The 23,200-nt window shown below is 46.1% G+C and carries 17 protein-coding genes; 9 read left to right on the forward strand and 8 right to left on the reverse strand.

Features of this window, described 5'->3' with window-relative positions:
• Window positions 1-151 precede the first annotated feature (151 nt).
• The 5 genes from AC4QZR_RS01755 (at window position 152) to AC4QZR_RS01775 (ending at window position 6,686) form a co-directional block, all read left to right on the forward strand.
• Window positions 152-1,093, forward strand: a complete 942-nt coding sequence (locus AC4QZR_RS01755; protein ID WP_494479387.1) for a phosphoribosyltransferase-like protein — start codon at window positions 152-154, stop codon at window positions 1,091-1,093.
• A complete protein-coding gene (locus AC4QZR_RS01760; RefSeq protein ID WP_494479388.1) occupies window positions 1,054-2,985 on the forward strand; it encodes an ORC-CDC6 family AAA ATPase in 1,932 nt (643 codons plus the stop codon). The genes AC4QZR_RS01755 and AC4QZR_RS01760 overlap by 40 nt, the downstream gene beginning before the upstream one ends.
• Entirely contained in the window at window positions 2,982-3,941 is a 960-nt protein-coding gene (locus tag AC4QZR_RS01765; RefSeq protein ID WP_494479389.1) for a hypothetical protein, read from the forward strand. Before AC4QZR_RS01760 ends, AC4QZR_RS01765 begins: the two co-directional genes overlap by 4 nt.
• Before the next feature lie 2 nt (window positions 3,942-3,943).
• Window positions 3,944-5,149, forward strand: coding sequence for an N-6 DNA methylase (locus AC4QZR_RS01770; protein ID WP_494479390.1), 1,206 nt, complete (start codon window positions 3,944-3,946; stop codon window positions 5,147-5,149).
• Between the two features lie 451 nt (window positions 5,150-5,600).
• Entirely contained in the window at window positions 5,601-6,686 is a 1,086-nt protein-coding gene (locus AC4QZR_RS01775; protein WP_494479391.1) for a hypothetical protein, read from the forward strand.
• Between the two features lie 170 nt (window positions 6,687-6,856).
• On the opposite strand, the gene AC4QZR_RS01780 is transcribed toward AC4QZR_RS01775, so the two are convergent.
• The 4 genes from AC4QZR_RS01780 to AC4QZR_RS01795 all read right to left on the reverse strand — a co-directional run bounded on the left by AC4QZR_RS01780 (window position 6,857) and on the right by AC4QZR_RS01795 (window position 10,285).
• Complete coding sequence (locus AC4QZR_RS01780) at window positions 6,857-7,273, reverse strand: hypothetical protein (protein ID WP_494479392.1); 417 nt, start codon at window positions 7,271-7,273, stop codon at window positions 6,857-6,859.
• A gap of 39 nt (window positions 7,274-7,312) precedes the next feature.
• On the reverse strand, window positions 7,313-7,654 hold the full coding sequence (locus tag AC4QZR_RS01785) for an STAS/SEC14 domain-containing protein (protein ID WP_494479393.1): 342 nt from the start codon (window positions 7,652-7,654) through the stop codon (window positions 7,313-7,315).
• A gap of 925 nt (window positions 7,655-8,579) precedes the next feature.
• Window positions 8,580-8,921 (reverse strand): hypothetical protein, encoded by a 342-nt coding sequence (locus AC4QZR_RS01790; protein ID WP_494479394.1) that lies wholly within the window; start codon window positions 8,919-8,921, stop codon window positions 8,580-8,582.
• Between the two features lie 323 nt (window positions 8,922-9,244).
• The gene (locus AC4QZR_RS01795; RefSeq protein ID WP_494479395.1) at window positions 9,245-10,285 is read right to left on the reverse strand and encodes a chemotaxis protein CheB; all 1,041 of its coding nucleotides are present in this window, start codon (window positions 10,283-10,285) and stop codon (window positions 9,245-9,247) included.
• Between the two features lie 239 nt (window positions 10,286-10,524).
• Here AC4QZR_RS01795 and AC4QZR_RS01800 point away from each other — a divergent pair, with 239 nt between their 5' ends.
• Entirely contained in the window at window positions 10,525-14,520 is a 3,996-nt protein-coding gene (locus AC4QZR_RS01800; protein WP_494479396.1) for a chemotaxis protein CheB, read from the forward strand.
• 258 nt (window positions 14,521-14,778) lie between these two features.
• Window positions 14,779-15,084 carry a hypothetical protein gene (locus AC4QZR_RS01805; protein WP_494479397.1) on the forward strand — a complete coding sequence of 102 codons (306 nt, stop codon included), beginning with the start codon at window positions 14,779-14,781 and terminating at the stop codon, window positions 15,082-15,084.
• Window positions 15,085-15,098: 14 nt separating this feature from the next.
• On the opposite strand, the gene AC4QZR_RS01810 is transcribed toward AC4QZR_RS01805, so the two are convergent.
• Entirely contained in the window at window positions 15,099-15,773 is a 675-nt protein-coding gene (locus AC4QZR_RS01810) for a response regulator transcription factor (protein ID WP_494479398.1), read from the reverse strand.
• 537 nt (window positions 15,774-16,310) lie between these two features.
• Complete coding sequence (locus AC4QZR_RS01815; RefSeq protein ID WP_494479399.1) at window positions 16,311-19,049, reverse strand: family 10 glycosylhydrolase; 2,739 nt, start codon at window positions 19,047-19,049, stop codon at window positions 16,311-16,313.
• Window positions 19,050-19,723: 674 nt separating this feature from the next.
• Between AC4QZR_RS01815 and AC4QZR_RS01820 the strand changes: the two genes are divergently transcribed.
• On the forward strand, window positions 19,724-20,488 hold the full coding sequence (locus AC4QZR_RS01820) for an SDR family NAD(P)-dependent oxidoreductase (protein WP_494479400.1): 765 nt from the start codon (window positions 19,724-19,726) through the stop codon (window positions 20,486-20,488).
• Between the two features lie 110 nt (window positions 20,489-20,598).
• Here AC4QZR_RS01820 and AC4QZR_RS01825 read toward each other — a convergent pair whose 3' ends face one another.
• A complete protein-coding gene (locus AC4QZR_RS01825) occupies window positions 20,599-20,955 on the reverse strand; it encodes a hypothetical protein (protein WP_494479401.1) in 357 nt (118 codons plus the stop codon).
• 268 nt (window positions 20,956-21,223) lie between these two features.
• Between AC4QZR_RS01825 and AC4QZR_RS01830 the strand changes: the two genes are divergently transcribed.
• Window positions 21,224-21,640, forward strand: a complete 417-nt coding sequence (locus tag AC4QZR_RS01830) for a BrxA/BrxB family bacilliredoxin (RefSeq protein WP_305884434.1) — start codon at window positions 21,224-21,226, stop codon at window positions 21,638-21,640.
• Between the two features lie 73 nt (window positions 21,641-21,713).
• Here AC4QZR_RS01830 and purD read toward each other — a convergent pair whose 3' ends face one another.
• Window positions 21,714-23,006 (reverse strand): phosphoribosylamine--glycine ligase, encoded by a 1,293-nt coding sequence (gene purD / locus AC4QZR_RS01835; RefSeq protein ID WP_494479402.1) that lies wholly within the window; start codon window positions 23,004-23,006, stop codon window positions 21,714-21,716.
• Window positions 23,007-23,200: the final 194 nt, after the last annotated feature.

Raw genomic sequence — 23,200 nt, forward strand, 5'->3', positions numbered from 1 at the left:
TTGAATTCAGCACTACCTAATACGATTGAACAGCATATATAACGCTTGCTTTCAGATACTTATAAAGCATTATACAATCTTAAGTAATTTTTGATTGATGATAAAAGTAATTTATTAAATTAGCATATATAAATATGCTATAAAACATATAATGGAAAGTTTGCTTGATGATGATGAATTCGAAAAAAGTTTATTTGATAAATGTGAATACTTAGTAACTATCGGTCTATGGCCGAGTAGAAGGAAAATTGATTATATAAGTTGGCTAAAGAACTTTACTGAGCAGGAGAAGCCCTTTGCTCTTCGCCTACTAGACAATTTCACTTATTTTAATGATGAGCTTTGTAATGAGCTTTTTAGAGAAGCCTTTATAAAAGCGGGCCAGGCTGCAATTGATTATAATAGCCCTATTAGTATCCAAACTCAATGGAGTAATTTCTACAATTCTTGTATAATTTGTCCTGTAAGAGGCGAAAAGCCAAGCTTAACAGACAGTGGCTATAGCTTTGTGCAAAAGGCGAGAAATTTATTTGGGATCGGAGAGGACCAATTTAGAGAACCAGAAGAAGCACTTAAAATCTGGTACAATGCCTGGGTAAATAGTCAAGACCGCAGACCTATAATTTTTGTAGATGACTTTATAGGAAGTGGAAGTCAATTCTATACTATGTGGACAAAGGCACATGATATGTTCAACATCGAAGACCATTCTTATGAAACAATGTCCTATAAAACAGATAGTTCACAAATCTATTACTGTGCCTTACTTGGTACGGAATCTGGGCTATCTAAACTTAAGCTATACTGCAAAAATGTAACATTTTGTATCAGCCATGTAATCTCAAATGATGACAATATATTCAACATACCTTCTAATGCCTGGGCAGGAAATACACAGTTAGATGGAATAAAGGCACTAGAAAGCGCAAGTAAAAGAGGTGGCATACCTAATACTGATGGAGCGGATGAATATGACTGGAAGGGTTATAGTGAACAAGGATTACTATTAGGCATTAGAGATAAAGCTCCAGACGCTTCTATAGGAGCTATCAGATGGGAGAGAAATGGTTGGCAACCTCTTATAATACAGTAATGGCAGAAGATACAAACGACCATGTATATGAGCTTATAAACAAACTGTTTGTTTACAAAGCTGAGTGGCTAGACAATGATATGTTTAGCTTGTATACCAAACCTTCTTATTTTCCTGAGATTACGGGTGTAGAGAGTTGTGTTCTGATAGGAGGAAGAGGAACTGGCAAGACAACTGTTTTAAAAGGACTCTCATACGAGGGTGAAAATTATTTACTTGGCAGAACACCCGATAAGTGGGACTATTATGGATTATATTACAAAGTAGAATCTAACAGGGTAAGTGCATTTACAGGATTAGGCAAAAGTGATGAAGAATGGATTCGTCCCTTTGGTCATTACGTAAACCTAGTTGTGCTTTCTCTTGTAGCTGATCTTTTAATATGGCTTGAAAATAAACAGTTTATAAACTCTGATGATCTAGCAGACGTCAGTTGGCGAATTTTCGAAAGCTCCTTAGGTTGTAATAAACTGAACAGTTTTGCTGAGATTAAAACCTTTGTTTATTCCGAGCTAAGTAGATTTGAAAATTATATAAATTCCAACATAAGGGATGAATATAATCTTAGTATTCTAGGAGGCCCTATTGATAGATTGTTTGAAGCAACTCGATCATTAAATTTTTTTAATAAAAAGAAGTTTTTTATTCTAATAGATGAATATGAAAGCTTTTCTGAATATCAGCAAAAAGTTGTAAACACATTGATAAAGCAAGCCTCTGGAAAGAATTATTGTTTCAAAGTAGGAGTAAGAGAATTAGGCTGGAAGAGTAGAATCACATTAAATAACCAAGAGTTACGTTCACCGAGTGATTATAGAAAGATTGACATCCAAAATGAACTAGAAAAAGACTTTGATCAATTCGCTAAAACTATATGCGAAGAAAGAATCAGTGTATTGTATAAACAACTCAATATAGACACAAAGCCTTTAGTTAACAATTTATTTCCGAGTCTTTCTATCGAAGCTGAGGCGGAGCTTCTAGGTATAAAGGATATAATTAAAGAGTCCAGTAAGTATTCTGAGGTAGCAAATTTATTACCTGATCATCATTATTTATTTATCTGGCTGCTATGTAAATGGGAGCATAACATTAATCTTTCACCACAAGAAATAGTAAAAAACTTTAAAAACAATACTAGACAATGGACTTTTAGATATGGTAATTATAAGTATGCATTGCTGTTTGCTATCAAAGGAAATAAGGTAGGCTTCCGTAAATATTATTCTGGCTGGAGCACACTTGTAATAATGGCGGGCGCAAATATTAGGTTCTTACTACAACTAGTAGAGTACTGCCTCAAAATGCATATAAAAGATGACGGAAAAATAGGACAACCAGTTCAAGCCATTATCCAAACAAAAGCAGCCCATCAAGTCGGATTCAGTAATTTTGAAGAATTAGAAGGATTAGATGTAAGGGGAAATTATATAATGCAGATGCTTCAGGGATTAGGAAGAGCATTTGAAATTTTAGCAAGGCAGCCACTGGGTCATGCGCCAGAAATCAATCAATTCACTCTGAATGATGGTGAGGCTAATGATTCACCTGAAGATAGTCATTCTATTAATATTATTTCACTACTTGAAGCAAGCATATCTCATCTGGCAATCAGAAGAAGTATTTCAACTAAGTTATCAAGTAATGACCCCAAATCCTACGACTACTCAATACACCCTATTTACAGTGCCTTGTTCCAAATAAGCCACAGAAAAAAGCGTAAATTGAGTTTATCCAAAAACAATCTGACCGAGTTAATAACAGATCAGAAATCAGCGATCGATAAACTATTGAAACAACACAATAGAGAAGAATCATTTAGTGACGAGTATTTGATTTTGAACGATAAGATAACTGGCGAGGGTACCCAATTAAACTTATTTAATAGATGATCTCTACTGATAGAGCCCTTGCTCTTAGACCAATATTTTCTGAAACCTATGAGTTAAAAAGCTCTAACCCTTTACTTAAAGATGGTATAGTTATTTATCGTGTTACAGATGAGGAAAGGACAACTAGAATTCCAGAATATCTTGGACCAAGTCACCCAAACCATATTCATATAACTGAAGAAAGCGATGATTCTTTTACCTACAGTACAAATGGCAAGGAAGCTACAGTTAGTATTGTCAATGAAATTCAAGTAATTGAATTCATTAAATTATACTATAGCAGTGAAACACTCTATTTAGATATTACCGGCTTATCGCATCACATTTGGGCGGTATTATTAAAAACCTGCTTTAAGTTAAATATTGAGGTTAAAGTTTTATACGCTGAACCTGAAACTTACATTCCAAATACAGATAAGCCATATTCATATGACCTCAGTCAAAATTTAAAACCCATTAAATCTATTCCAGGTTTTGTAGTTCTAAGATCTTTTGGTTCATCAAAATTCTCGTTCATTCCATTATTAGGGTTTGAAAGACGACGGTTTGATTTGATGTTTACAAGTGTAGACCCTCCTCAATATTCAATTTTCCCGATAATTGGTGTACCAGGTTTTCAAATGGCTTTTCCATTCGAAACATATTTAGTAAATAGAAAGCGTTTATTGGAAAATGGAATGTGGCACAACATCAGATTTGCGGCTGCAAATTGCCCTTTTAGATTATATTACACTTTATTTGATATTCATAATCGTGAGAGGTCCGATTTGTATAAAGTAGCTTTGATTGGAACAAAACCGCATGCTCTTGGAGCTGTTCTATTTTATTTATGCTCAGGACTTACAGTTGAATTATTATATGATCATCCGACAAGGAAAAAAGGTAGAACATCTGGCGCATATAAGCTACATATTTACCATACAGATAAATTTAAACTATTCCTTCAAGGAGCTTAATAATGAAATTTGACTCGCATTATACCCCCGCCCACATTGCGGAGGAACTTGTGAATTTGTCTAAAGTAGATACCCCATTGAGAGTTGCAGATTTTGCAGCAGGCTATGGGTCTTTACTTGAGGCTGCCAAAAGTAAGTTTTCATCTGCTCAAATTCTGGCAAATGACATTTCAGAAGATGCAATCTCCTATATTTCAACTCAATACCCGAACTGGGAATCAACAAATATTGATTTTCTTGATCTAAATCGTGTTAAACGATATCTAGATGAGGAATTTAAATCAACAGATGATAAATTTGATATTATACTGCTTAATCCACCTTTTTCTCAAAGAGGTGGTGGACTAGTTAGCGCTTTTTATCATAATCAGATAATTAAATGTAGTCCAGCCTTAGCATTTGTTATCAACAGTCTTAATTTTTTGAAGTCAGAAGGTGAACTTGTAGCAATTCTTCCCTCAAGCTGTTTAACAAGTGATAAAGATGAATTAGCCCGTAACTTGCTTCAGTCCTATTACAATCTATCGATGGAACTTAAACTATCGAAAAGGACATTTAGCGGCTGCTCTGTTCATACAATATGCGTTAGAATATCTAAGCTCGATTTTAAAGTCAAAACTTATAATTCTCATCAACGAAGCAAAAGAGATCTCGAAAGTAATTCTAAAGTAAGCACATCAGCTTTAAAACTGTTCCGAGGAAAACTATCTATTCCCCGATCAAGAGAATTCATTGATAATGACACAGGTTATCAACTTATACATACTACCAGCTTAAATAATGGTAACATTACGCCATCTAAAATACTTGTAACAAAGTCAAATTCAACAATTTCAGGCCCATGTATTTTGATACCACGTGTGTGCAAACCATCATTAAGTAAAATTGCAGTGTATTATTTAGAAGAACCTATTGTTATATCTGACTGTATAATTGCTGTTTTTCCTAGTTCGGATTTAGATGTTAATACTATCAAGAATACTATACAAACTTACTGGCCCCTACTAATGCAACTTTATACAGGTACTTGTGCACAATATTTAACACTTAACAGACTTGAAGCATTTTTCCAATCCATTAATATTAGAGCTTCTATTAGTAATTCCCTTTCTATAGTTTCAAATAACAATGAAGTAAATTTGGTAGCTGATAAAGAAAACTTACAACAGAAATTTGTTGAACAAATAATTAACATCCCATGCATATAAATATTGAGAAATTAGCGCTAGCAATTTTCTTAAGAAAACGCAAAAGGGTCAGGCTAAGAGGCGGTACACATTACGGTACACTTCAGCTGACAGAAGTGAATGTTTATGATTAAGCATAACCAAAGAGCAGCGGGAGAAACAGGATTGAAAAGCAGAATTGAACACTAATGATCCAGTAAGATTTAATACAATAAAGCCGCGTTTACTCCCTTCGCGACCACCGAAAAATCAGCCACTTACAGGTATAACTGTTAAGTGGCTTTTTTTATGTGGTCGCGATTTGCACACATCTATCTGTTATTTCCGCTGCTGCAGACCTTACTTCCGGCAATAGGCTACAGTTTCCGGCCTGCACATAATTAGCCGGCAGATTACCCCTTACTGCCTCCGATCAGGTTTCTCCAGAAATTCCCTATCTTACACTAAACTATGAATTGACACTTTTAGAAACATGAGGATACCCTTACAACTCCTGTCGTTTGTTCTGCTTTTGTCCCTGAGCGTTTCCTGTAACAGTACTGATAAAGAAAGGGCAACGAAAACAGATACTGATATTACAGCTACGCTACTGGGCGCAGGCCGGCAGCCACAAATCGCTGTAGACACGAAAGGCATTACCCGGGTGGTATATGGTCTGCAGGATAAGATCTACTGCGTCACCTCGAAAGATAACGGGGAAACCTTCTCTGAACCCGTTTTAGTAGGACAACTAGAGGGCTTGTATCTGGGCATGTCCATGGGGCCTCAGATCGCCAGTTCAACGAATTACTCGGTGGTGACCGCAATAGATAAGCAGGGCGATATCCATACCTACAGCCTCAACCACACTACGGATAAGTGGGTGAAAGCTGCTGCTGTAAATGACGTGCCCGGTGTTGCACCTGAAGGCCTGATGAGTATCGCCTCCGATGAACAGGACACCTTTTATGCGGTGTGGCTGGACGTTAGAAACAACAAGCAAAATAAGATCGTGTTTGCTTCCACAACTGGTGGCGCTGAGAAATGGTCAGAAAACAAAGTCGTGTACGAATCGCCTGACAGCACCGTGTGCGAGTGCTGTAAGCCAAGTATAGCCGTAGAAGGCAGGCAGGTATACCTGATGTTCAGAAACTGGATAGATGGCTCCCGGGATTTCTACCTGACCAAGTCTACAGACAACGGACAGCAGTTTTCCCAGCCACAGAAGCTTGGAACCGGCACCTGGAAACTGAAAGGCTGTCCCATGGATGGCGGAGATATACTGCTGGACAGTAAAAATGTGATGCACACTGCCTGGCAGCGGGAAGGAAGCATCTTCTATGCACAGCCGGGCCAGCAGGAAGTGCAAATTGGCAAAGGCCGGAACTGCCGTATCAGCGGGAGAACAAATCCGGTTATTGTCTGGAAGAATGATACGGACCTGAAGCTAAAATTCCTGAATGCAGATACGGAAACCGTGGTGGGGAAAGGCAGCTACATTGAAACCGCTGAAATGTCCGATAATAAAACGCTGTGCGTCTGGGAAGACGAAAAAAAGATCCACTTCCGGAAAATGTAAGTTTACAGCTACAAACGACTTTACCAATGTCCCGTCTGAGCAGGTTATATCTCATCTGAAAGCTTTTCCGATTAATCACTGGTAAGCTGCCTTCGACCGCCGGCCCTGCCACGGTTGTGTTATTCATTGCCGGGAATTTCGAGTAGACCTGTGGCGTGAAGCCAGGGTGCTTAATCCTCGACTGAGCGCAACCATGCTTCAGCCTCCTCAGCGTCTCCGAAGGTTCTTATCTCAAAATTTTTGTCAATCCGCTGTATCAGGCTTTCAATGGTCAGGGTGGCATAAATACTGGTTGGCACCACTTGCGCCAGATAACGCAGGCCGGCCTCCCGCATGAGGGGAGTCCACGTATTCTCTGCCCACTCGAGCGCCATGTCCCAGGATCCGACGACGTCCTTGTTGCTGTTGAGCAGCTTGGAGCAGGGCGCCTCCCGTATCATGTCCAGTAGCTTGTAGCCGCCCTCTTTCACAGTCTCCACCGACTGCACCCCATACCACTGCGCTTGAAGGATGGAATCTCCGTTTAACCTCGTGGCTGTGAAGAAAATGTCCCCAAATACTTTCCTTAGCTTAACTTGCTGTTCCATGCTGTATGATTACCCGGTGTATTCGCCTCACTGTTCAACCTATTTCCCCAGGGAATGGCGGAGCAGCCAATCTCTGGCGTCGTTTTCGTTGTCAAACATTTTTACCTCAAACGCGCTGATCTTAGAGTAGAAGTTGGAGGCGGTTGTCTCAGCAAAGGACTCGGGCGTGGCGATGAGAGCGAAGAACCTGATGCCCGCTGCGGCTGCCTGAGGCGCCCACTCATTCAATACCCAGTCAAGGGAATGGTCCCAGCTCCCAACAACCTGTCTTGTGTCGTTCAGGACACAGTTGAACCCGGCCTCCCTGACAGTATTGGCATATGCCAGGGCACCAGCCTTGATGTTGTCCTGCGTCAGATAGCCGACCCAGTCTGTATGCACCCACCTGTTTTCTGTGTCCGGGGTTATCGTGAGGAACACTTTCCCAAACGCATTTCTAAGTTCCTGCCTCATTGATGGAAGTAAATCGTACTTTAATCATAGCAAATATAGGTTTTAATCTCAGCAATCATAAGATAAATTCAATATTGCAACATCCTGCTGCGTACCTCCCGATACTCTTTTCAGGGGTAGTAATCTGCTCATTGCTTTCAGCTAAAGTTGTGCGTGCTGCCAGCCTGGGTTTGATTTCGTCCATCACCCTGGCGGCCGACTCCCGTAGCACCTCTACCTGCTCCCAATCCTTATAGCGCTGGGATTCGCCACCTCTTGTGTAGCTGTTACCCTATTCACCAGGATCCAGTGAGGCCTTGCCTTCAAATGGTAGATTTGCCTCCCAAAATCCCTCTTTCAGATCTCTGAACTAAAGTTTATATGGAGAGTACAGCTAAAGGAGAAAACGGCATGTATACCCGGCATGATCCTTTTTGAGCCTATGCTCGCTGTGGTACGGATTGTATGTCAGCATGCGCCGAGACTAAACCCATTTGCGTTTCTTCTGGAAAATGAAGTGGAGGAACCCAAATGGTTGATAAGCTCAAACACATGTTTGGAAAATGAATCGAATAAACCCCCTTCCCTTTTCACTCTAAGTGAGAGCCCAGTACGATCATTTCGCTTACCTCGCCTTTGTATCAGCTTAAAATAAAGTACCTTGTGCAACTAACTCCACATAGGTAAATCCATTATAAGGTTTGATTACGTAGTTAACGTAGTCAATTCTTAACCTGATCTTATAAACTACGAAACAACATGAAGTTCTGTTAAAGCTACCAACCGGTAAGCTGCTTCATTTTAAAAGCCACTTGCAGGTAAAACTGTCAAGTGGCTTTTTGCATTTGCCGATAATTTGCAACTATTGTATAACCTACGCCGCCAACAGGTTTTGCAGTTCAATATCCAGATCAGGCCGCTGCACTCCGAGTTCGTGGTACAGGTGCCTGGTTTTTACGTGTAAGGAGAATTTGCTGAAGACGTTTTTGAAGACCACAAAGTCGGAGCCATTTATAATTCCCAAACTGCTTACTTGCCAGAGTGTTGTGGCTAGCAGTTGGTTTGTAACCGTAACGGTGTAGTTTACAAGACCTTGCGACAGAAACTGACATAACAAAGAACCGTTTATCTGTTTGAGTAAAAGGGTGTTGCTGTTAAGTAAGCCAAGAGAGAGCTTTTCTAATTCCTCTACTAGAAGGGTTCGGGAAGTGTTCATTATAAGTTTTTTCCTGGGTGTCGTGGTGTTGGAAGTCGGTCTAAAGCTTCTTTAGGAAACGCACCTATGAACCAATTGCGGGATCGGATCTTTTCAACCAGCATTGAAGCGCATAAGCATCCCTCCCTGAAGAAACACACTGTTTTCAGGTATACGCCCCGCTGTACTCCACGAATATAGAATTGACTATAAATACCGACTTTAAACGGCAGAATAAGGGTTTTACACAATCCCTCTACGCATTATTTCGGTCTCGCAATCAGGTATAGCATTTTAGGTATAACCAGGCTTGCCAGTTCTGTTTTTATCCAGCCCTTCCCTTATTACCCCAGTTCTCCCATGTGCTCGCTATCCGCTGCAGATGATTTGGACAGAAGCTCCTTTAGCCGCTCAATATGCACTTTCATTTCTTCCACGCGCTTTTCCTGCATAGTGGCCCACCTGTGGTTTCCCTTAACAGTCTCGCCCTGCGACATATTCAGTAAAATATTACGTCGTTCCTCCAGGGTTCGCAATGCCACCCAAAGTGTTTCCTCCAGCGAGTTGGACATGCCCAGCAACAGCGAGTCCTGCGAATAGGCGTGGCCGGAGTGGCATCTGTATCGCTTCATAGTTCCCTCCTGGCTCATCTCCCACAAGCCGCCCCCGCAATCCGGGCAACTATAGGCTGAGCGGGCGCCTGCTTTTTCCAATTCCTCGATGCTCGTGTGTGTTGTATTGGTCATGATACGTTCTGCAATTAAGGCTTCCTGCCGTATGTCAGCCGGAATTGTTAATGATTGCTGAGCAGGTTGTCGCGTCAGCTCTTCCAGTATTTCACTCATCTCGCTTAGGGGCACTACATAATCCAAGTCTACCTTCTTAAGTACATTTTCGGGCAGGGCAGGAAACTCTGCATCGTTCGGGTGCTGTACAATCGTTGTGCCGCCACTTCTTTTGATACATTCCATCCCGATCACGCCATCACTCATAAAACCGGTTAGGACGATGCCTACAGCATTGCCGCCATGATGTGCCGCCGCCGACCGGAACAGGGGGTCTATGGCCGGCCTGAACTGGTTTTCACGTGGTCCCTTAACTACCAGCATTTTGTTGCCGCTTACCAGCAGGTGCTTATCCGGAGGGGAAAGGTATACGGTGCCGAGCTGAAACTCGAGCTCATGCTCCGCTACTTTGCAAACCAGTCCGGTATACCTGTTCAGGCGGTCTACCAGAAAAGTGGCAGACGAATCGGGGCTCAGGTGCTGCACTATAAAAATGGAAGCGGGCAGCTCTTCCGGCAACCGCGAGAGCAGCGTGGTAAGTGCCTGCATCCCTCCTGCCGACATCCCGATGACGATTATTTTAGGTATGTTCTCAGTCATAAAGTGGCGCTGTGGTTCATCCGGAGCAACTAACTAAAGCTCATGCACACAGTAAATGTTTGTACGGGCATCAAAATGAAGTGTTAAGCTTTTAGCAGCAAACTGAGAAACATCCTTGCGCTGGCAGCACGGTATTCTGTAACTAACTGCACCTACCTTACCATCGTTATGTTATAAGTATAATTAGGTAAATTGGCGAGGAAAAAAATCGGCGCAATACAGAGGCTAAAGAAACAGGTATGGCAGAAGCAGCTAAAGACGGCAAAGGCAGTAGTTCGGAGGCCAAAGTGGCAAAAAAAAGGGAACAGGATGTGTATGTGATCGGGATCGGAGCCTCTGCCGGCGGCTTGCAGGCCTTGGAGGCCATGTTCAGTACTGTACCGCAGGACAACGTGGCCTACGTTATTGTGCAGCACATTTCATCTGAGTATCGCAGCCTGCTAACAGAAATACTGGAACAATACTCGGCCCTTAAAGTGCAGGAAGCAGAGGACGGTGCGCCGATTCAAGCCAACCGGGTATACGTAATACCCAGCTCCAAAGAGCTTATCGTCCAAAACAACCGGTTTAAGCTCAGCAATAAGACGAACCTGAACCGCTCCCAAACCATTGACACATTCTTTATTTCCCTGGCGCAGGACAAAAAGCAGCGTGCGATCGGGGTGGTGTTATCCGGCACCGGCACTGATGGCACCAAAGGTATAGAAGCCATTAAAAAAGAAGGCGGGTTGGTGCTGGTACAGGACCCAACCACTGCCCGGTTCGATGGCATGCCGCGCAGCGCCATCAACTCTGGGTATGCAGACTTTATCCTCCCTCCTGAACTGATGTCTGCCGAGATACTGGATTACATCAAACTAGGGCCCGTAAACCCTAACCTGATGGAGCTTGCTGACAGTGAGATGGAAGCCACTTTCTTCCAGATACTGGACATGATAAACCGGCAGACAGGCATTGATTTCAGCAATTATAAACAGCCTACTATAATCCGGCGCATCAGCAGGCGCATGAACATCAGAGGCTTCAATAACTTCACGGATTACCTCGATTACCTGAATATGAACGCCGACGAAGTGGAGATGCTGGGCAAGGAGTTCCTGATCGGGGTCACCAAATTCTTCCGCGACGAGGAGGCCTATAAGATACTGGCCAGCAATGTTATTCCGGACATTGTAAACAATAAAAAAGCCAACGAACAACTCCGGATCTGGGTAGCCGACTGCTCAACCGGCGAAGAAGCCTATTCTATTGCCATACTGGTGCGGGAACACCTCGACAAAGTAAAGAAAGAGCTCGAAGTTAAAATATTCGCTTCAGACATTGACCGTGAAGCGCTTGATTTTGCGAGCAAAGGCTTGTATGTACAGAGTAGCTTATCTGAAGTATCTGAAGACAGGCTGTACGATTACTTTGTAAAAGAGGATGGCCGCTACAGAATAGCGCAGCGTGTGCGCCGCACGGTTATCTTCTCGCCCCACAACGTCACCAACGACCCTCCTTTCAGCAGGATAGACCTGGTGAGCTGCCGCAACATGCTCATATACCTGAACCCGATGCTGCAGAAAAGAGTAATCGACAAATTTCACTATTCCCTCGTTATCCAGGGCTACCTGTTCCTGGGGTCCAGCGAGAGTATAGGAGATCTGAAGAGCTTTGAGGAGGTGAACAAGAAGTGGAAGATCTTCCGGAATGCGGAGCCCGCCCGCCCGCTGGGGATAACAGAGTCGTTTTCAGGAAACCTGAGTAAGCGCCCCATCATTAGCACGCTCCCATCCTTATCCCGCGACCTGACGGCAAAACAGGTATTGCAGCACAGCTTTAACGAACTGCTGAGCGAAACCGTGCTGGAAGAGTATGGGTACGCTGCCGTGTATGTGGATGAGAACTATGATGTGCTGCATGCGGCCGGTAAATTCAAAAAGTTCCTCGACCTGCCCGAGCAGAGCTTTACATTTAACCTGCTGAAGCTCGTACCACAGGACCTGGCCGTAAGCCTGGGCGCCATGCTGCGCAAGGCAACTGTAGATAAGCACAAAGTAGTTGCCCACAATGTACAGGTCAATGAAGGCGATCATATACGCCATATCGATGTGATTGTGCAACCATATCCGGCAGATAAAAAGCAGCTCCAGTCCTACATTCTTATACTGTTCTCCGAGGAGCAGCCGCGTATTCCGCTCAAGCCGGACCAGATGTTGGGAGCAAGCGAAAGCCAGTACAAGAACCGGGTTGATGAGCTGGAACAGGAACTACAGTATACCAAAGACGACCTGCAGGCGGTAGTAGAGGAACTTGAAACCGCCAACGAAGAACTGCAGAGCACCAACGAAGAGCTGCTGTCATCAAACGAGGAGCTGCAAAGCACCAACGAGGAGCTGCAGTCGCTGAACGAGGAGCTGCATACCATCAATGCCGAGCACCAGTACAAAATTAAGGCCCTTATTGAGCTCGACGACGACCTGAACAATTACTTCCGGAGCACCGACATCGGGCAGATCTTCGTGGACCGCAAACTGATCATCCGGAAGTATACGCCATCGGCCACGCGCCTGATAAATCTGATCGAAAGCGACATTGGCCGCTCCATAGACCACATCTCCAACAACCTGCGCTACGACAAGCTCACAGAAGACATAAAGCATGTCATAGAAAGCAACCAGGTTATCGAGAAAGAGCTGCAGGACAAGAACGGCGTGTGGCACCAAATGCGCTTGTTGCCTTACATAACGCAGGACAGGAAAATCGATGGGGCCATTATCATCTTCATCCAGATCAACGAACTGAAGACCATGCACCTGTTGCATACAGGTATACTCCATAGCTCTCCTAACGCCATACTTGCCTTAAAAGCAGTCCGGTCTGCTGCCCACGTGATCACAGATTTCAGCATCAGCACCGTTAACCAGAAGGCACAGGACCTGTTCGACAAGCCGGAAAGCAAACTGATAGACAGAACACTCTGGAACGCCTATCCTAAATTAATGGAGCAGGGTGTGTTTGAGAAGATGGTGCAGGTGGTGGAAACCGGCGATTCGCTTGACACAGAACTGATGCAGGAAATAAACCACAAAGAGGTATGGCTGCATGTGGTGGCGGTTAAGTTTGACGACGGCCTGGTGCTAACCCTGCAGGACATAACAGAACGGAAACTGAACGAGCAAGCCGTGCTGAAGCAGCAGGAAGAGCTAAGTCAAAATGCCGACCGGTTTAAAACCCTGCTGGAAGCCGTGCCGCACATTACCTGGACCAATAAACCAAATGGGGAAAACAGCTCCTTCAACAACTTTTGGTACGAGTATACGGGCCTTACAAAAGAAGAGTCGGAAGGCTGGAAGTGGCAGAAAGCCTTTCACCCGGACGATCTGAAAATTATCATCCCGGATTACGAACGTTGCCTGAAAACAGGAGAAGTGCATAGTGCGCAGGCCCGGATTCTCCGCAAGGCGGATAACACCTACCGGTGGCACCTGATCAAAGATGTGCCTGTTAAAAATGAAAAGAGCGAAATTACGCTCTGGATCGGAACTGCCACCGACATACAGGACCAGAAAGATGCCGAAGAAGCTACTATAAGACTGAAGCTGTCGCAGCAACGCGAAACCATCAATACGATGCTGCAGACACAGGAAGAAGAGCGCAGTCGTATTTCGGAAGCGTTGCATAACGGCCTCGGGCAGATACTTTACGCAGCAAAACTCAAGCTGGACAACCTGCCGGCAAGCACTGCGCAGCAAAGATCATCGAAAGAGGACGTTGAGCAGTTTCTGACGGAAGGTATACAGATCACCCGTAATATTTCTTTCGAACTTACGCCTGCCATTCTGAGAGAATTTGGGCTTAAAACAGCCGTAGAAGAGATTATAAACCGGTATCAGAGCCCTAAACTACGGATTACGTCAAACCTTGTATTGCCTGTCAATGGCCTGGACTACGCCACGTCCCTATCGGTGTACAGAATTATACAGGAACTGTTGAATAATGTAATCAAACACTCGGGGGCCACGAAAGCGGACGTAGCACTAACTATAGCCGATAAAAAAGTATATCTGAGTGTCCGCGACAACGGCAAAGGTATAGACCAGAACCAACTGCAGAATAAGGAAGGAGTTGGCCTGAAAAGTATTAAAAACAGGATAAAGTTACTGGATGGGGAATTTGAATTAGCTACTACAGCCGGCAAGGGCTGTTTGATCGAGGTCACATTTACCCAGTGCCACAATAACAAAACAAGCTGATCTGCTACGGGTGTGTTTCCAAAGGCTGAAGGTATACCGACTCAGGTTTGCCTTCAGCCTTTTTTTGAAACCGCTCCCTACATTCCAGAGCCGCTTTGCTCAAAGTTCTGATTTATAGCAAAATAGACATAAAATATGAGCACTTATAACGCCTTTCTTGAGTATTAATACTGGTGTAGTTACTTATTACAAGACCTACCTTTAAGACTCGTTTGCAGGAAATAGCTGTAAGCAAACCCGCTTAATAAAGGTAGAGGTATGATTGAGAAGGTGCATGCATTACTTCAGGAATATGAGGATAAGCAGGCCGCAGGAAGTGTCGAAACCTTTCACGTGAAGGTCATCCCTGCCGGCTTACTTGTACAACCACAGCCTGTTGATGCAGCTGAGGCAAAGGAAGTGGAACTCACACCTGAATTGCTTTACACACTGCAGATCTTCTTCTCCGATATTGATGGGATTACCTACAAATCTTACGATTACAGGATGCTGATGAGTCTACTGAATGCACATGCAACGCTCGAGCGCATGGCGCACAAAACGGGGAATACGGAAGGGAAGTAAAAGGCCTCGAAGGGTTATTCCGAAACATCCACATCAATGATTTTGTGGCCGATGGCGTACTTGATCAGGTTAGCAGTATTCCGGGCTCCTGTTTTCTCCAGTATGTTCTGGCGATGCGTTTCGATGGTTCGCTTGCTGGTGAAAAGCTTATCGGCAATTTCGGCATTTGTAAGTCCTTCTGCAATCAGGGTCAATACCTCCACTTCCCGCTTCGACAGCCCGATCTTTTCCACTTTTTCGTTACTGGCAGCCACCGGCGACATAGTGTTAGAAAGCATTTTGATAGAGAGTTCGCTACAAATGTAATTTGTGCCGTTCGCTACCAGCTTGATGGCAGAGCGCAGTTCATCCTTTCCGGTGGTTTTTAAGATGTAACCTGAGGCACCGTAATTCATCATCTTCTGCACATAAGGTATACTGTTGAGCATAGAAAGCGCTACAACCTTTGTTTCAGGGTACGCTGCTACAACACGCTCAGTGGCTTCAAAACCATCCATCTGGGGCATATTAATATCCATCAGCACCACATCGGCAGGCACTTCTGCAAGTAATTCAAGTAACTGCACTCCGTTGCTGGCCTCTCCTACCACCTCTATTCCACTGTCCTCGCTCAGCAGTGCTTTCAGGCCCTGCCGTAAGATGATGTGATCTTCTGTTATGATAACTTTAACAGGGTTATGCTCTTCCATGGGTATGCTATATGCGGATGTAAATAAAGATGTTCGGGTAGGCTACAAAAATACAGCTGCTCATGCTGTATACGGATATACTGCTTCAGGCTGCCTTGTATTCAGACCATTAAAGGGGTATTCCGCTCCAGTGCCTCCCGGCTTCTAACCTTCTCTGGAGCAGGCAACTTAGCCTTATACGTGTATTAGGGCAGAGATTTTAAAGAGAAAAGACCTTATCGGGTTAATTACAGGGTTTAAGCGCATAAATACAGTTTTGCCTCAAGCAGTACGTATTAATACGGCATTTCACAAATCTTCTGGTGTAGCTATACCTTCTCTGCTTTTTTATTGGCTGCCTGGCTTAAGCCCGTTCTCTAATGCTTTGCTGGTACCTGAAATGAATCAACAGCTGATCTTGAAGCTGCGCGTACAGCTCATTAAGTGTCTCTGCCAGGGAAGGTCCGCTCCAAACCGAAAACCGTGCTATACCTCACAAAAAAAAGCACCTGCCTATTCCCCGGCAGGTGCTTTTCCATAAATAAAATCAGTGTAAGCTTACCTGTTCTTCATCAGGCGGAAGGTTTGCACCTCTCCGGATGTTACCAGGCGCACGATGTACACGTTGTTTCGCAGGGTGCTACCGTTGAGCGTGAAGGTATAGGTTCTTTCGGCTGCTGCACTGCCTTCAAACAGACGTGCTACCCTATTGCCGTTCAGGTCATATACCTCCAGCACTGCTTTCTCTTCTGCCTGACCCAGGGTAAACCGAACTGTCGTCTCGCTGGTGAACGGGTTTGGATACGCACTCAGCACAGGAGCAAGGCCTTTGCCGGCCACTGCAGCCGGAACAGAGCCGCCCAGCGCGCTACCCTTGCTCAGGTGCGTTGCCACTGCCTCGGACGCTATACAAATGCCGTTGCCCGGGTTAGCGTTACTGCCTGTCTTGTGGTATACCAGTACCTTGTCATTGTTCTCGCCGCAGCGCACATCAATCACCTCCACGGTAACGGTGGCAGTAGAGGTACAGCCATACGCATTGGTCGCTTCCACGGTGAAGGTATAAGTACCTGCTGCCTGCGGAGAGAACTCAGCTACAGCGCTTGTTGTGCTGCTCAGACCGGTTGCCGGCGTCCAGGTATAGCGGGTGGTGGCATCGGCTGACGTGGCGTCGCTTGCTGTGAGTGTCAGCGTCTGGGCGCCGTAGCCCAGAGCGATGGTGTTGTCAGGCAGACCAGTATAGGTATTATCCGTTCTGCTGAGGCTGATGGCCGCTTGTGGCACCACACCGTTGATCGTTACCACGGCTGTGGACGAAGCCTCGTTGCCGCTCAGGTCACGGGCTGTCAGTGTCACGGTGTTTTCGCCGATGTGACTGCAATCAAAGCTGCTCTGCGAAACTTGAAGTGAATTCACATCCAGACCACAGTTATCCCAGGTACCCAGGTCAAGGTCAGCTGCTGTGATGTTGACGATGCCGTTGCTGAGTGTGCGTGTGATGTTCTGAACCAGGATAACCGGTGCCGTAACGTCTTTCTTCGTGAGGGTGAAGCTTTCGGAGCTGGACTTGCCGGAGGCATCAGTCGCCGTGAAGGTGATCTGCATGGTTCCGGCACCGCTAATGACGGTACCGGCAGCTGGTGACTGTGTCAGCGTGATCTGGTCCGGGAAGGACACGTCGTCACTTATTGTCAGCATGCTGGTGTAGTCAGGCAGCGTGGCGGAGCAGTTGGCTGCATCCAGCGCAATCTCCTGGTTGCTCACACCGGCTATGATCGGTGCCATGTAGTCGCTCACGTTAGAAGGCGCACTCTCGTTGTGGAAGCGGTCCAGCGCCGTCACAAAATAGTAGTAAGGTGCGTCAGAAGGCAGGGCCTTGTCGGTATACCTGCCGGTGGCCGTGTTGGTAATAGCCAGCAGGTTGTCGGTGTTCTCCGGATCCATCATCGGGCTGAGCGAGCGGTATACGGCAAACTGCCTCACCTTGTCAAATTCGTTACCGCTATCCGCGGGCTTGTTCCAGGTGATGACCACGGAGTCATTGCCGTGGCGCTGTGCAATGAGGTCGGCAGGAGTTGCTGGTGCTGCGTTGTCTCGCCAAGGCATGTTGGGCATCAGGGCAGGCTTGCTGTAGAAGTCGTATCGCAGCGAGTCGCGGAAGCCCAGTTTGGTGGCGCTGCGCAGGCTGTTGGTATTGTAGATCGCCTGCCCGTAGATGTTGCTGTGGGCAGCATCACGGTTCATACGCACCTGGTTCGGTATCTGCGACGGATTGGCCCAGTGCGCACCCTGTGCTGGGTCATTCACTTTATAGCCAGCCATGCCGATATAAATGTGGCGGCCGTAGGCATTATTATTCCACCAGGGGATGAGCCTGCCGTAGTCGGCGCCCGGCTGGCCGATGTACCAGTATACCTGGGGAGCCAGGTAATCGATCCAACCTTCCTGCAGCCATTTGCGGGAATCGGCATAAAGTGTCACGTAGTGCTGCAGGCCAGTGGTATTGGAGCCAATGGCCGGGTTAGTGCTGTTGCGGTAGATGCCCGATGGAGAAATGCCAAACTTCACCCAAGGTTTTGCTGACTTGATGTTCTCGCTCACTTGTTTTACGAGCATGTTCACATTATCCCTTCTCCAGTCGCTACGGTCAGTGAAGCCTCTCGGGTCAGCCAGGTAGTTAGCGTCGTCGTTGAAAACCGCGTTCGGGTAAAAGTAGTCGTCGAAGTGGATACCGTCTACATCATAACGCGTCACGATGTCTTCAATAACAGAAGTCACATAGTCGCGCACCTCTGGCAGGGCAGGGTTGAGGATGCGCTGGTTGCCCGCTGCCAGCAACCACTCCGGCTTGCGTCGGGCCACATGGTTCGGGTCGAAAGTGCCGATGTTGTTATAGTTGGCAATGGCCCGGTACGGGTTAATCCAGGCGTGGAACTCCATACCCCGCTTGCGGCACTCTTCGATCGCGAAGGCCATCGGGTCCCAGGGCGTGCTGGGCGCTCTACCCTGCAGACCGGTCAGGTCTGCAGACCAGGGTTCAATTGGGCTAGGGTATAGCGCATCGCACTGGCTGCGCACCTGCAGGAATATGGCGTTGATGCCAGTGGCCTTGTGGTGGTCCAGGATCGAGATGAGAGCAGTCCGCTGCTGGGCTGGCGTCTGGTTCCTGTTCGGCCAGTCTATACTGGCATAGGTGGCGATCCAGGCGCCACGGAACTCCCGCTTGGGTGCGTTTTGGGCCATCCCATTCAGGAGTAGCACTAAGGAAAGGAAGATGGTGAGTAGAGGTGTTTTCATAAGCAGACTGTTTTTAAGTTTTTATGCGTGAATGATGTAAGGATGGACAAATAAACGCATTTGTTTATAGGAATGTTTTAATATAACACTTAATAATTTGGCAGCGATTGAAAAACCATGCTCAAAAATGTGCAGAAAGGGTTTTTCAAGGTATAGGAAGCAGGATTCTTTCTGTCCCGTCACGTTTCGGGCAGGTTGAAGGCGCACTGCTTTGTGAGCAACTCTCCTCCCGGGTTAAGTTTCAATCAAATAGAAAAGCAGCATCCCTGCGCAGGTTAAGGCGCGAATTTGCTGCTTTCTGGTGACTTAACTTATGACTCTGATTTAAGAGAATTTATGTTTTTGGCGAAGGATGGCGCCTACTGCCACACCACGGATGTGAGCCGCTCTAACTACCGCATAGATTTGATCACCATTTCCAGGAAAAGCCTTAGAAAAACACTTAAACAACTCCAAAACTGTTTCCTCGTTTGATTTACATACAGAACATAACCAAGTACTCATTGTGTTATGTATAACAAGCCAGAGCCTGAAGATTATCCGCAAACCAAGGGAATAAATGTAAAGGAACGCAAGTAAGCTCGCTTTGGCAGGGAGGGGATCTCAGTTCTCCTGCAGGTATAGCAATCACTGATAAGCAACTTAAATAAGCATAACCGATTAAAATCTATACTATGAGAAAGCTGGAGAATAAAGTCGCCATCATTACCGGAGGAGCGCAAGGCATGGGCGCAGTAACAGCCGAGCTCTTTGCAAAAGAGGGAGCCAAAGTGGTGATCGCCGATTTCAATGAAGAAAAAGGCCAGGAGCAGACCAACAAGATAAAGGCTGCCGGTGGCGAATGCGCCTTTGTGAAAACGGACGTCTCAAAATCAGTAGACGTTCAGAAGATGGTGCAATTCACGGTGGAGACTTATGGAAGACTCGATATTGCCCTCAACAACGCAGCGATCACTCCGGATGACAAACCGATTGCCGACTTCGATGAAGCGTATTGGGACCGGTTAATGTCAATCGATTTAAAAGGTGTTGCGCTGTGTCTTAAATATGAAGTGCAGCAGATGATGGCTCAGGGAAATGGCGGTTCTATCATTTGTACTTCTTCTGTAAGTGGTATTCGTCCACAGCCGGGAACCCCAGCCTACATTGCGGCCAAACATGCTGTTATTGGACTGACAAAGAGCGCAGCAATGGATTATTCTCCGCACGGCATCCGGATTAATTCTGTTGCGCCGGGAGCAATTGATACGCCGATGCTGAGAGGCGCGTTGGAACAGTTTGGATTGAATGCGGAGGAATACGCTAAACAGCTGAGTATGCTTGGACGCTTTGCAAAGGCCGAAGAAGTAGCCCAGGCGAATCTCTGGTTGGCTTCTGATGATGCCTCTTTTGTAACGGGTGCAGTTTATGCTGTGGATGGTGGCTATACCGCGATGTGATAATAAAAGGCCTCTCCGTATTCTCTGAGAGGCTTTTTACTTTGTATTATACCTTGATCGTTAGAAGAATCAATCTCTTATACCTGTTCTAAATTTTGTAATTATTAGTGCTAGGCCGCTACACTTTCAGATAAGGGGAACTTCTGTTTGAATTGCTCCAGTTCTTTTATCACTTTCCCACTCACCTTGTAGCGCACGTGGTCCTCGTGAAGTTCGTCCCAGTGCACGAATATCTGCCAGGTCTGATGGCTGCTAAAGTTTTGGACCTCCGCCTCCGTCATGTTGCGCACAAAAAAGGCGTCCAGCGTGATGTCCTCTTCCCGCATGGGCACATGGATGTAGGTGCGGTCGCAATTCAGAATCTGGATAAGCTCAGCAGGCCGCTCCTCATTAGCGGGCATATAAAAGTAGGCTGTCTGGTGGAGCCTTTTCATGCCGAAAGGATGTGGGTAAGAGTGAGGTTGCATAGTCAGGTCTTAAGCCAAGGATCGCGTAAATTCCCCGATTGCCATGTACCCTAAATCAGGCCGTGAACACAGCATAACGGAATAAGCGTATATACCCTTATTCTATACCTTGTGTTTAGCTAAAATGCATATTCTCAAAACTATACAAAAAGATATATTTTAAGTTCCCTATCCCGTGTTATACTTCTGATATGTAGCCTTTCTGCAGAATTATGATTAATTTTGCGGAGTCAATTATCTTTCAATTAAAAAGCTGATAATCATGGGAATGTATCCTGAATATATGGTCGCCCCGATCCGTGAAGACCTCACCTCTGCAGGCTTCGAACAACTGATGACCGCAGAAGAGGTAGAGCAGGCACTTTCTTCTAAAGAAGGTACAGTGCTGGTAGCGGTAAACTCTGTTTGCGGCTGCGCCGCTTCTAAGGCGCGCCCTGCTCTTAAGATGGCTGTTGCCGCTTCTGAGAAGCGCCCGTCTAAAATGATTACCGTGTTTGCAGGTATGGAGCAGGACGCTGTGGCCAAAGCGCGTGAGTACATGCTGCCCTATCCGCCATCATCTCCTTCTATTGCCCTGTTCAAGGACGGCGAACTGGTGCACATGATCGAGCGCTACCACATCGAGGGAAATGAACTTAACCGCATTGTAGATAACCTGCAAGGCGCTTTTGAAGCTTACTGCTAAGCTTCGAATTTATCCCAACAAAAAGGCCGGTGTTTCGCAAAACACCGGCCTTTGTTTTTATACAGGTATAGCCCTAGCGTATTGGTTGCTTCTGTAAGTCAAAGCCTATGTCACGACGATAGTAACGGTCGGTCCAGGTAATCGCTTCGGCTGCCTGGTTGGCTTTTGCCAGTGCTTCTTCCATGGTATCGCCCAACCCGGTTACCGCAATCACACGGCCACCGTTGTTCACAATCTTATCATTTACACGTTTTGTGCCGGCATGGAACACCAGGGTATCAGGGTTCACCTGCCCCAGGCCTGAGATCTCCTTGCCTTTGTCAAAGCCTTCCGGATAACCACCGGACACCAGGAAAACCGTGGCCGCTGTACGCGGGTCTATCTCCAGTTTGAACTCGCCGAGTTTATGGTCGTGCAGGGCCAGAAAAAGCTCAAACAAATCTGACTTAATGCGCGGTAGAATGGCCTCTGTTTCCGGGTCGCCCAAACGCACGTTGAACTCGATCACGTAAGGGTCGCCGTTCACGTTCATCAGGCCAATGAACAGGAAGCCGGTATAGTCCAGGTTATCGGCCTGCATGCCGTGGATGGTCGGCTCGATCACACGCTCGCGTACCTTCTGCATAAAGGCGTCGTCGGCAAACGGAACAGGCGAAACAGCGCCCATACCTCCTGTGTTCAGACCCGCATCGCCTTCGCCGATGCGCTTGTAGTCTTTTGCCTCAGGCAACAGCACATACTCTTTGCCGTCCGTCAAAATAAACACCGACACTTCTATACCTTGCAGGTACTCCTCGATCACGACCTTGCTGCCGGCTTTGCCAAACTTGTTATTGCGCAGCATGGCCTCCAGGCTGTCAACGGCTTCCTCAAAGCTCTGTGCAATGATCACACCTTTGCCGGCAGCCAGGCCGTCGGCTTTGAGCACCACAGGGTAACTGTGCGAGCGCAGGTACTCCACGGCCTCGCGGTAGTTAGCTTCAGTGAATGTTTCGTAACGTGCCGTCGGGATGTTGTACTTCTGCAGAAAGGCCTTGCAGAAGTCCTTGCTGCCTTCCAGCATCGCACCCAGCTTTTTAGGGCCTACCACCAACACATCGCGCAGAAAATCCTTCTCCTGGAAGTAATCGTGTATACCTTCTACCAGCGTGTTTTCAGGACCCACTACGACCATCATGATGTTGAAATCTGTGACAAACTTGGCAACCTCATCGAAGTTGTGGATGTCGATGGCGCAGCTTGTATGAAACTCGTCTGTGCCTGCGTTTCCGGGTGCGACAAATATCTGTTGGGCGTATGGGCTCTGGCTCAGTTTCCAGGCAAGCGCATGTTCTCTTGCTCCGGAACCTATTATCAGTACGTTCATAGTCTAATTGCTCGTTGTTATTCGGTGCTCTCAGCGTTCCAAAAGCGTTGGCACGAAGTTATAAATTTATAAGGCGCAGTAAAGCACAAATCATGGTTTTTACTTTTTAGCCAGGTATAGCTTTTAAGCAAAAAGAGACCGCTGCTCCAATACAACGGTCTCCTGTACTTATTCTTGCCATTGTTTCTGATCAA

The sequence above is a fragment of the Pontibacter sp. YIM B11418 genome, from assembly GCF_059278805.1.

Excerpts from the sequence above, each read along its gene's own strand:
- AC4QZR_RS01755 (WP_494479387.1), top strand. The coding sequence starts at position 152 with ATGGAAAGTTTGCTTGATGATGATGAATTCGAAAAAAGTTTATTTGAT.
- AC4QZR_RS01760 (WP_494479388.1), top strand. The coding sequence starts at position 1,054 with ATGGGAGAGAAATGGTTGGCAACCTCTTATAATACAGTAATGGCAGAA.
- AC4QZR_RS01765 (WP_494479389.1), top strand. The coding sequence starts at position 2,982 with ATGATCTCTACTGATAGAGCCCTTGCTCTTAGACCAATATTTTCTGAA.
- AC4QZR_RS01770 (WP_494479390.1), top strand. The coding sequence starts at position 3,944 with ATGAAATTTGACTCGCATTATACCCCCGCCCACATTGCGGAGGAACTT.
- AC4QZR_RS01775 (WP_494479391.1), top strand. The coding sequence starts at position 5,601 with ATGAGGATACCCTTACAACTCCTGTCGTTTGTTCTGCTTTTGTCCCTG.
- AC4QZR_RS01780 (WP_494479392.1), bottom strand. The coding sequence starts at position 7,273 with ATGGAACAGCAAGTTAAGCTAAGGAAAGTATTTGGGGACATTTTCTTC.
- AC4QZR_RS01790 (WP_494479394.1), bottom strand. The coding sequence starts at position 8,921 with ATGAACACTTCCCGAACCCTTCTAGTAGAGGAATTAGAAAAGCTCTCT.
- AC4QZR_RS01795 (WP_494479395.1), bottom strand. The coding sequence starts at position 10,285 with ATGACTGAGAACATACCTAAAATAATCGTCATCGGGATGTCGGCAGGA.
- AC4QZR_RS01800 (WP_494479396.1), top strand. The coding sequence starts at position 10,525 with ATGGCAGAAGCAGCTAAAGACGGCAAAGGCAGTAGTTCGGAGGCCAAA.
- AC4QZR_RS01805 (WP_494479397.1), top strand. The coding sequence starts at position 14,779 with ATGATTGAGAAGGTGCATGCATTACTTCAGGAATATGAGGATAAGCAG.
- AC4QZR_RS01810 (WP_494479398.1), bottom strand. The coding sequence starts at position 15,773 with ATGGAAGAGCATAACCCTGTTAAAGTTATCATAACAGAAGATCACATC.
- AC4QZR_RS01815 (WP_494479399.1), bottom strand. The coding sequence starts at position 19,049 with ATGAAAACACCTCTACTCACCATCTTCCTTTCCTTAGTGCTACTCCTG.
- AC4QZR_RS01820 (WP_494479400.1), top strand. The coding sequence starts at position 19,724 with ATGAGAAAGCTGGAGAATAAAGTCGCCATCATTACCGGAGGAGCGCAA.
- AC4QZR_RS01825 (WP_494479401.1), bottom strand. The coding sequence starts at position 20,955 with ATGCAACCTCACTCTTACCCACATCCTTTCGGCATGAAAAGGCTCCAC.
- AC4QZR_RS01830 (WP_305884434.1), top strand. The coding sequence starts at position 21,224 with ATGTATCCTGAATATATGGTCGCCCCGATCCGTGAAGACCTCACCTCT.
- purD (WP_494479402.1), bottom strand. The coding sequence starts at position 23,006 with ATGAACGTACTGATAATAGGTTCCGGAGCAAGAGAACATGCGCTTGCC.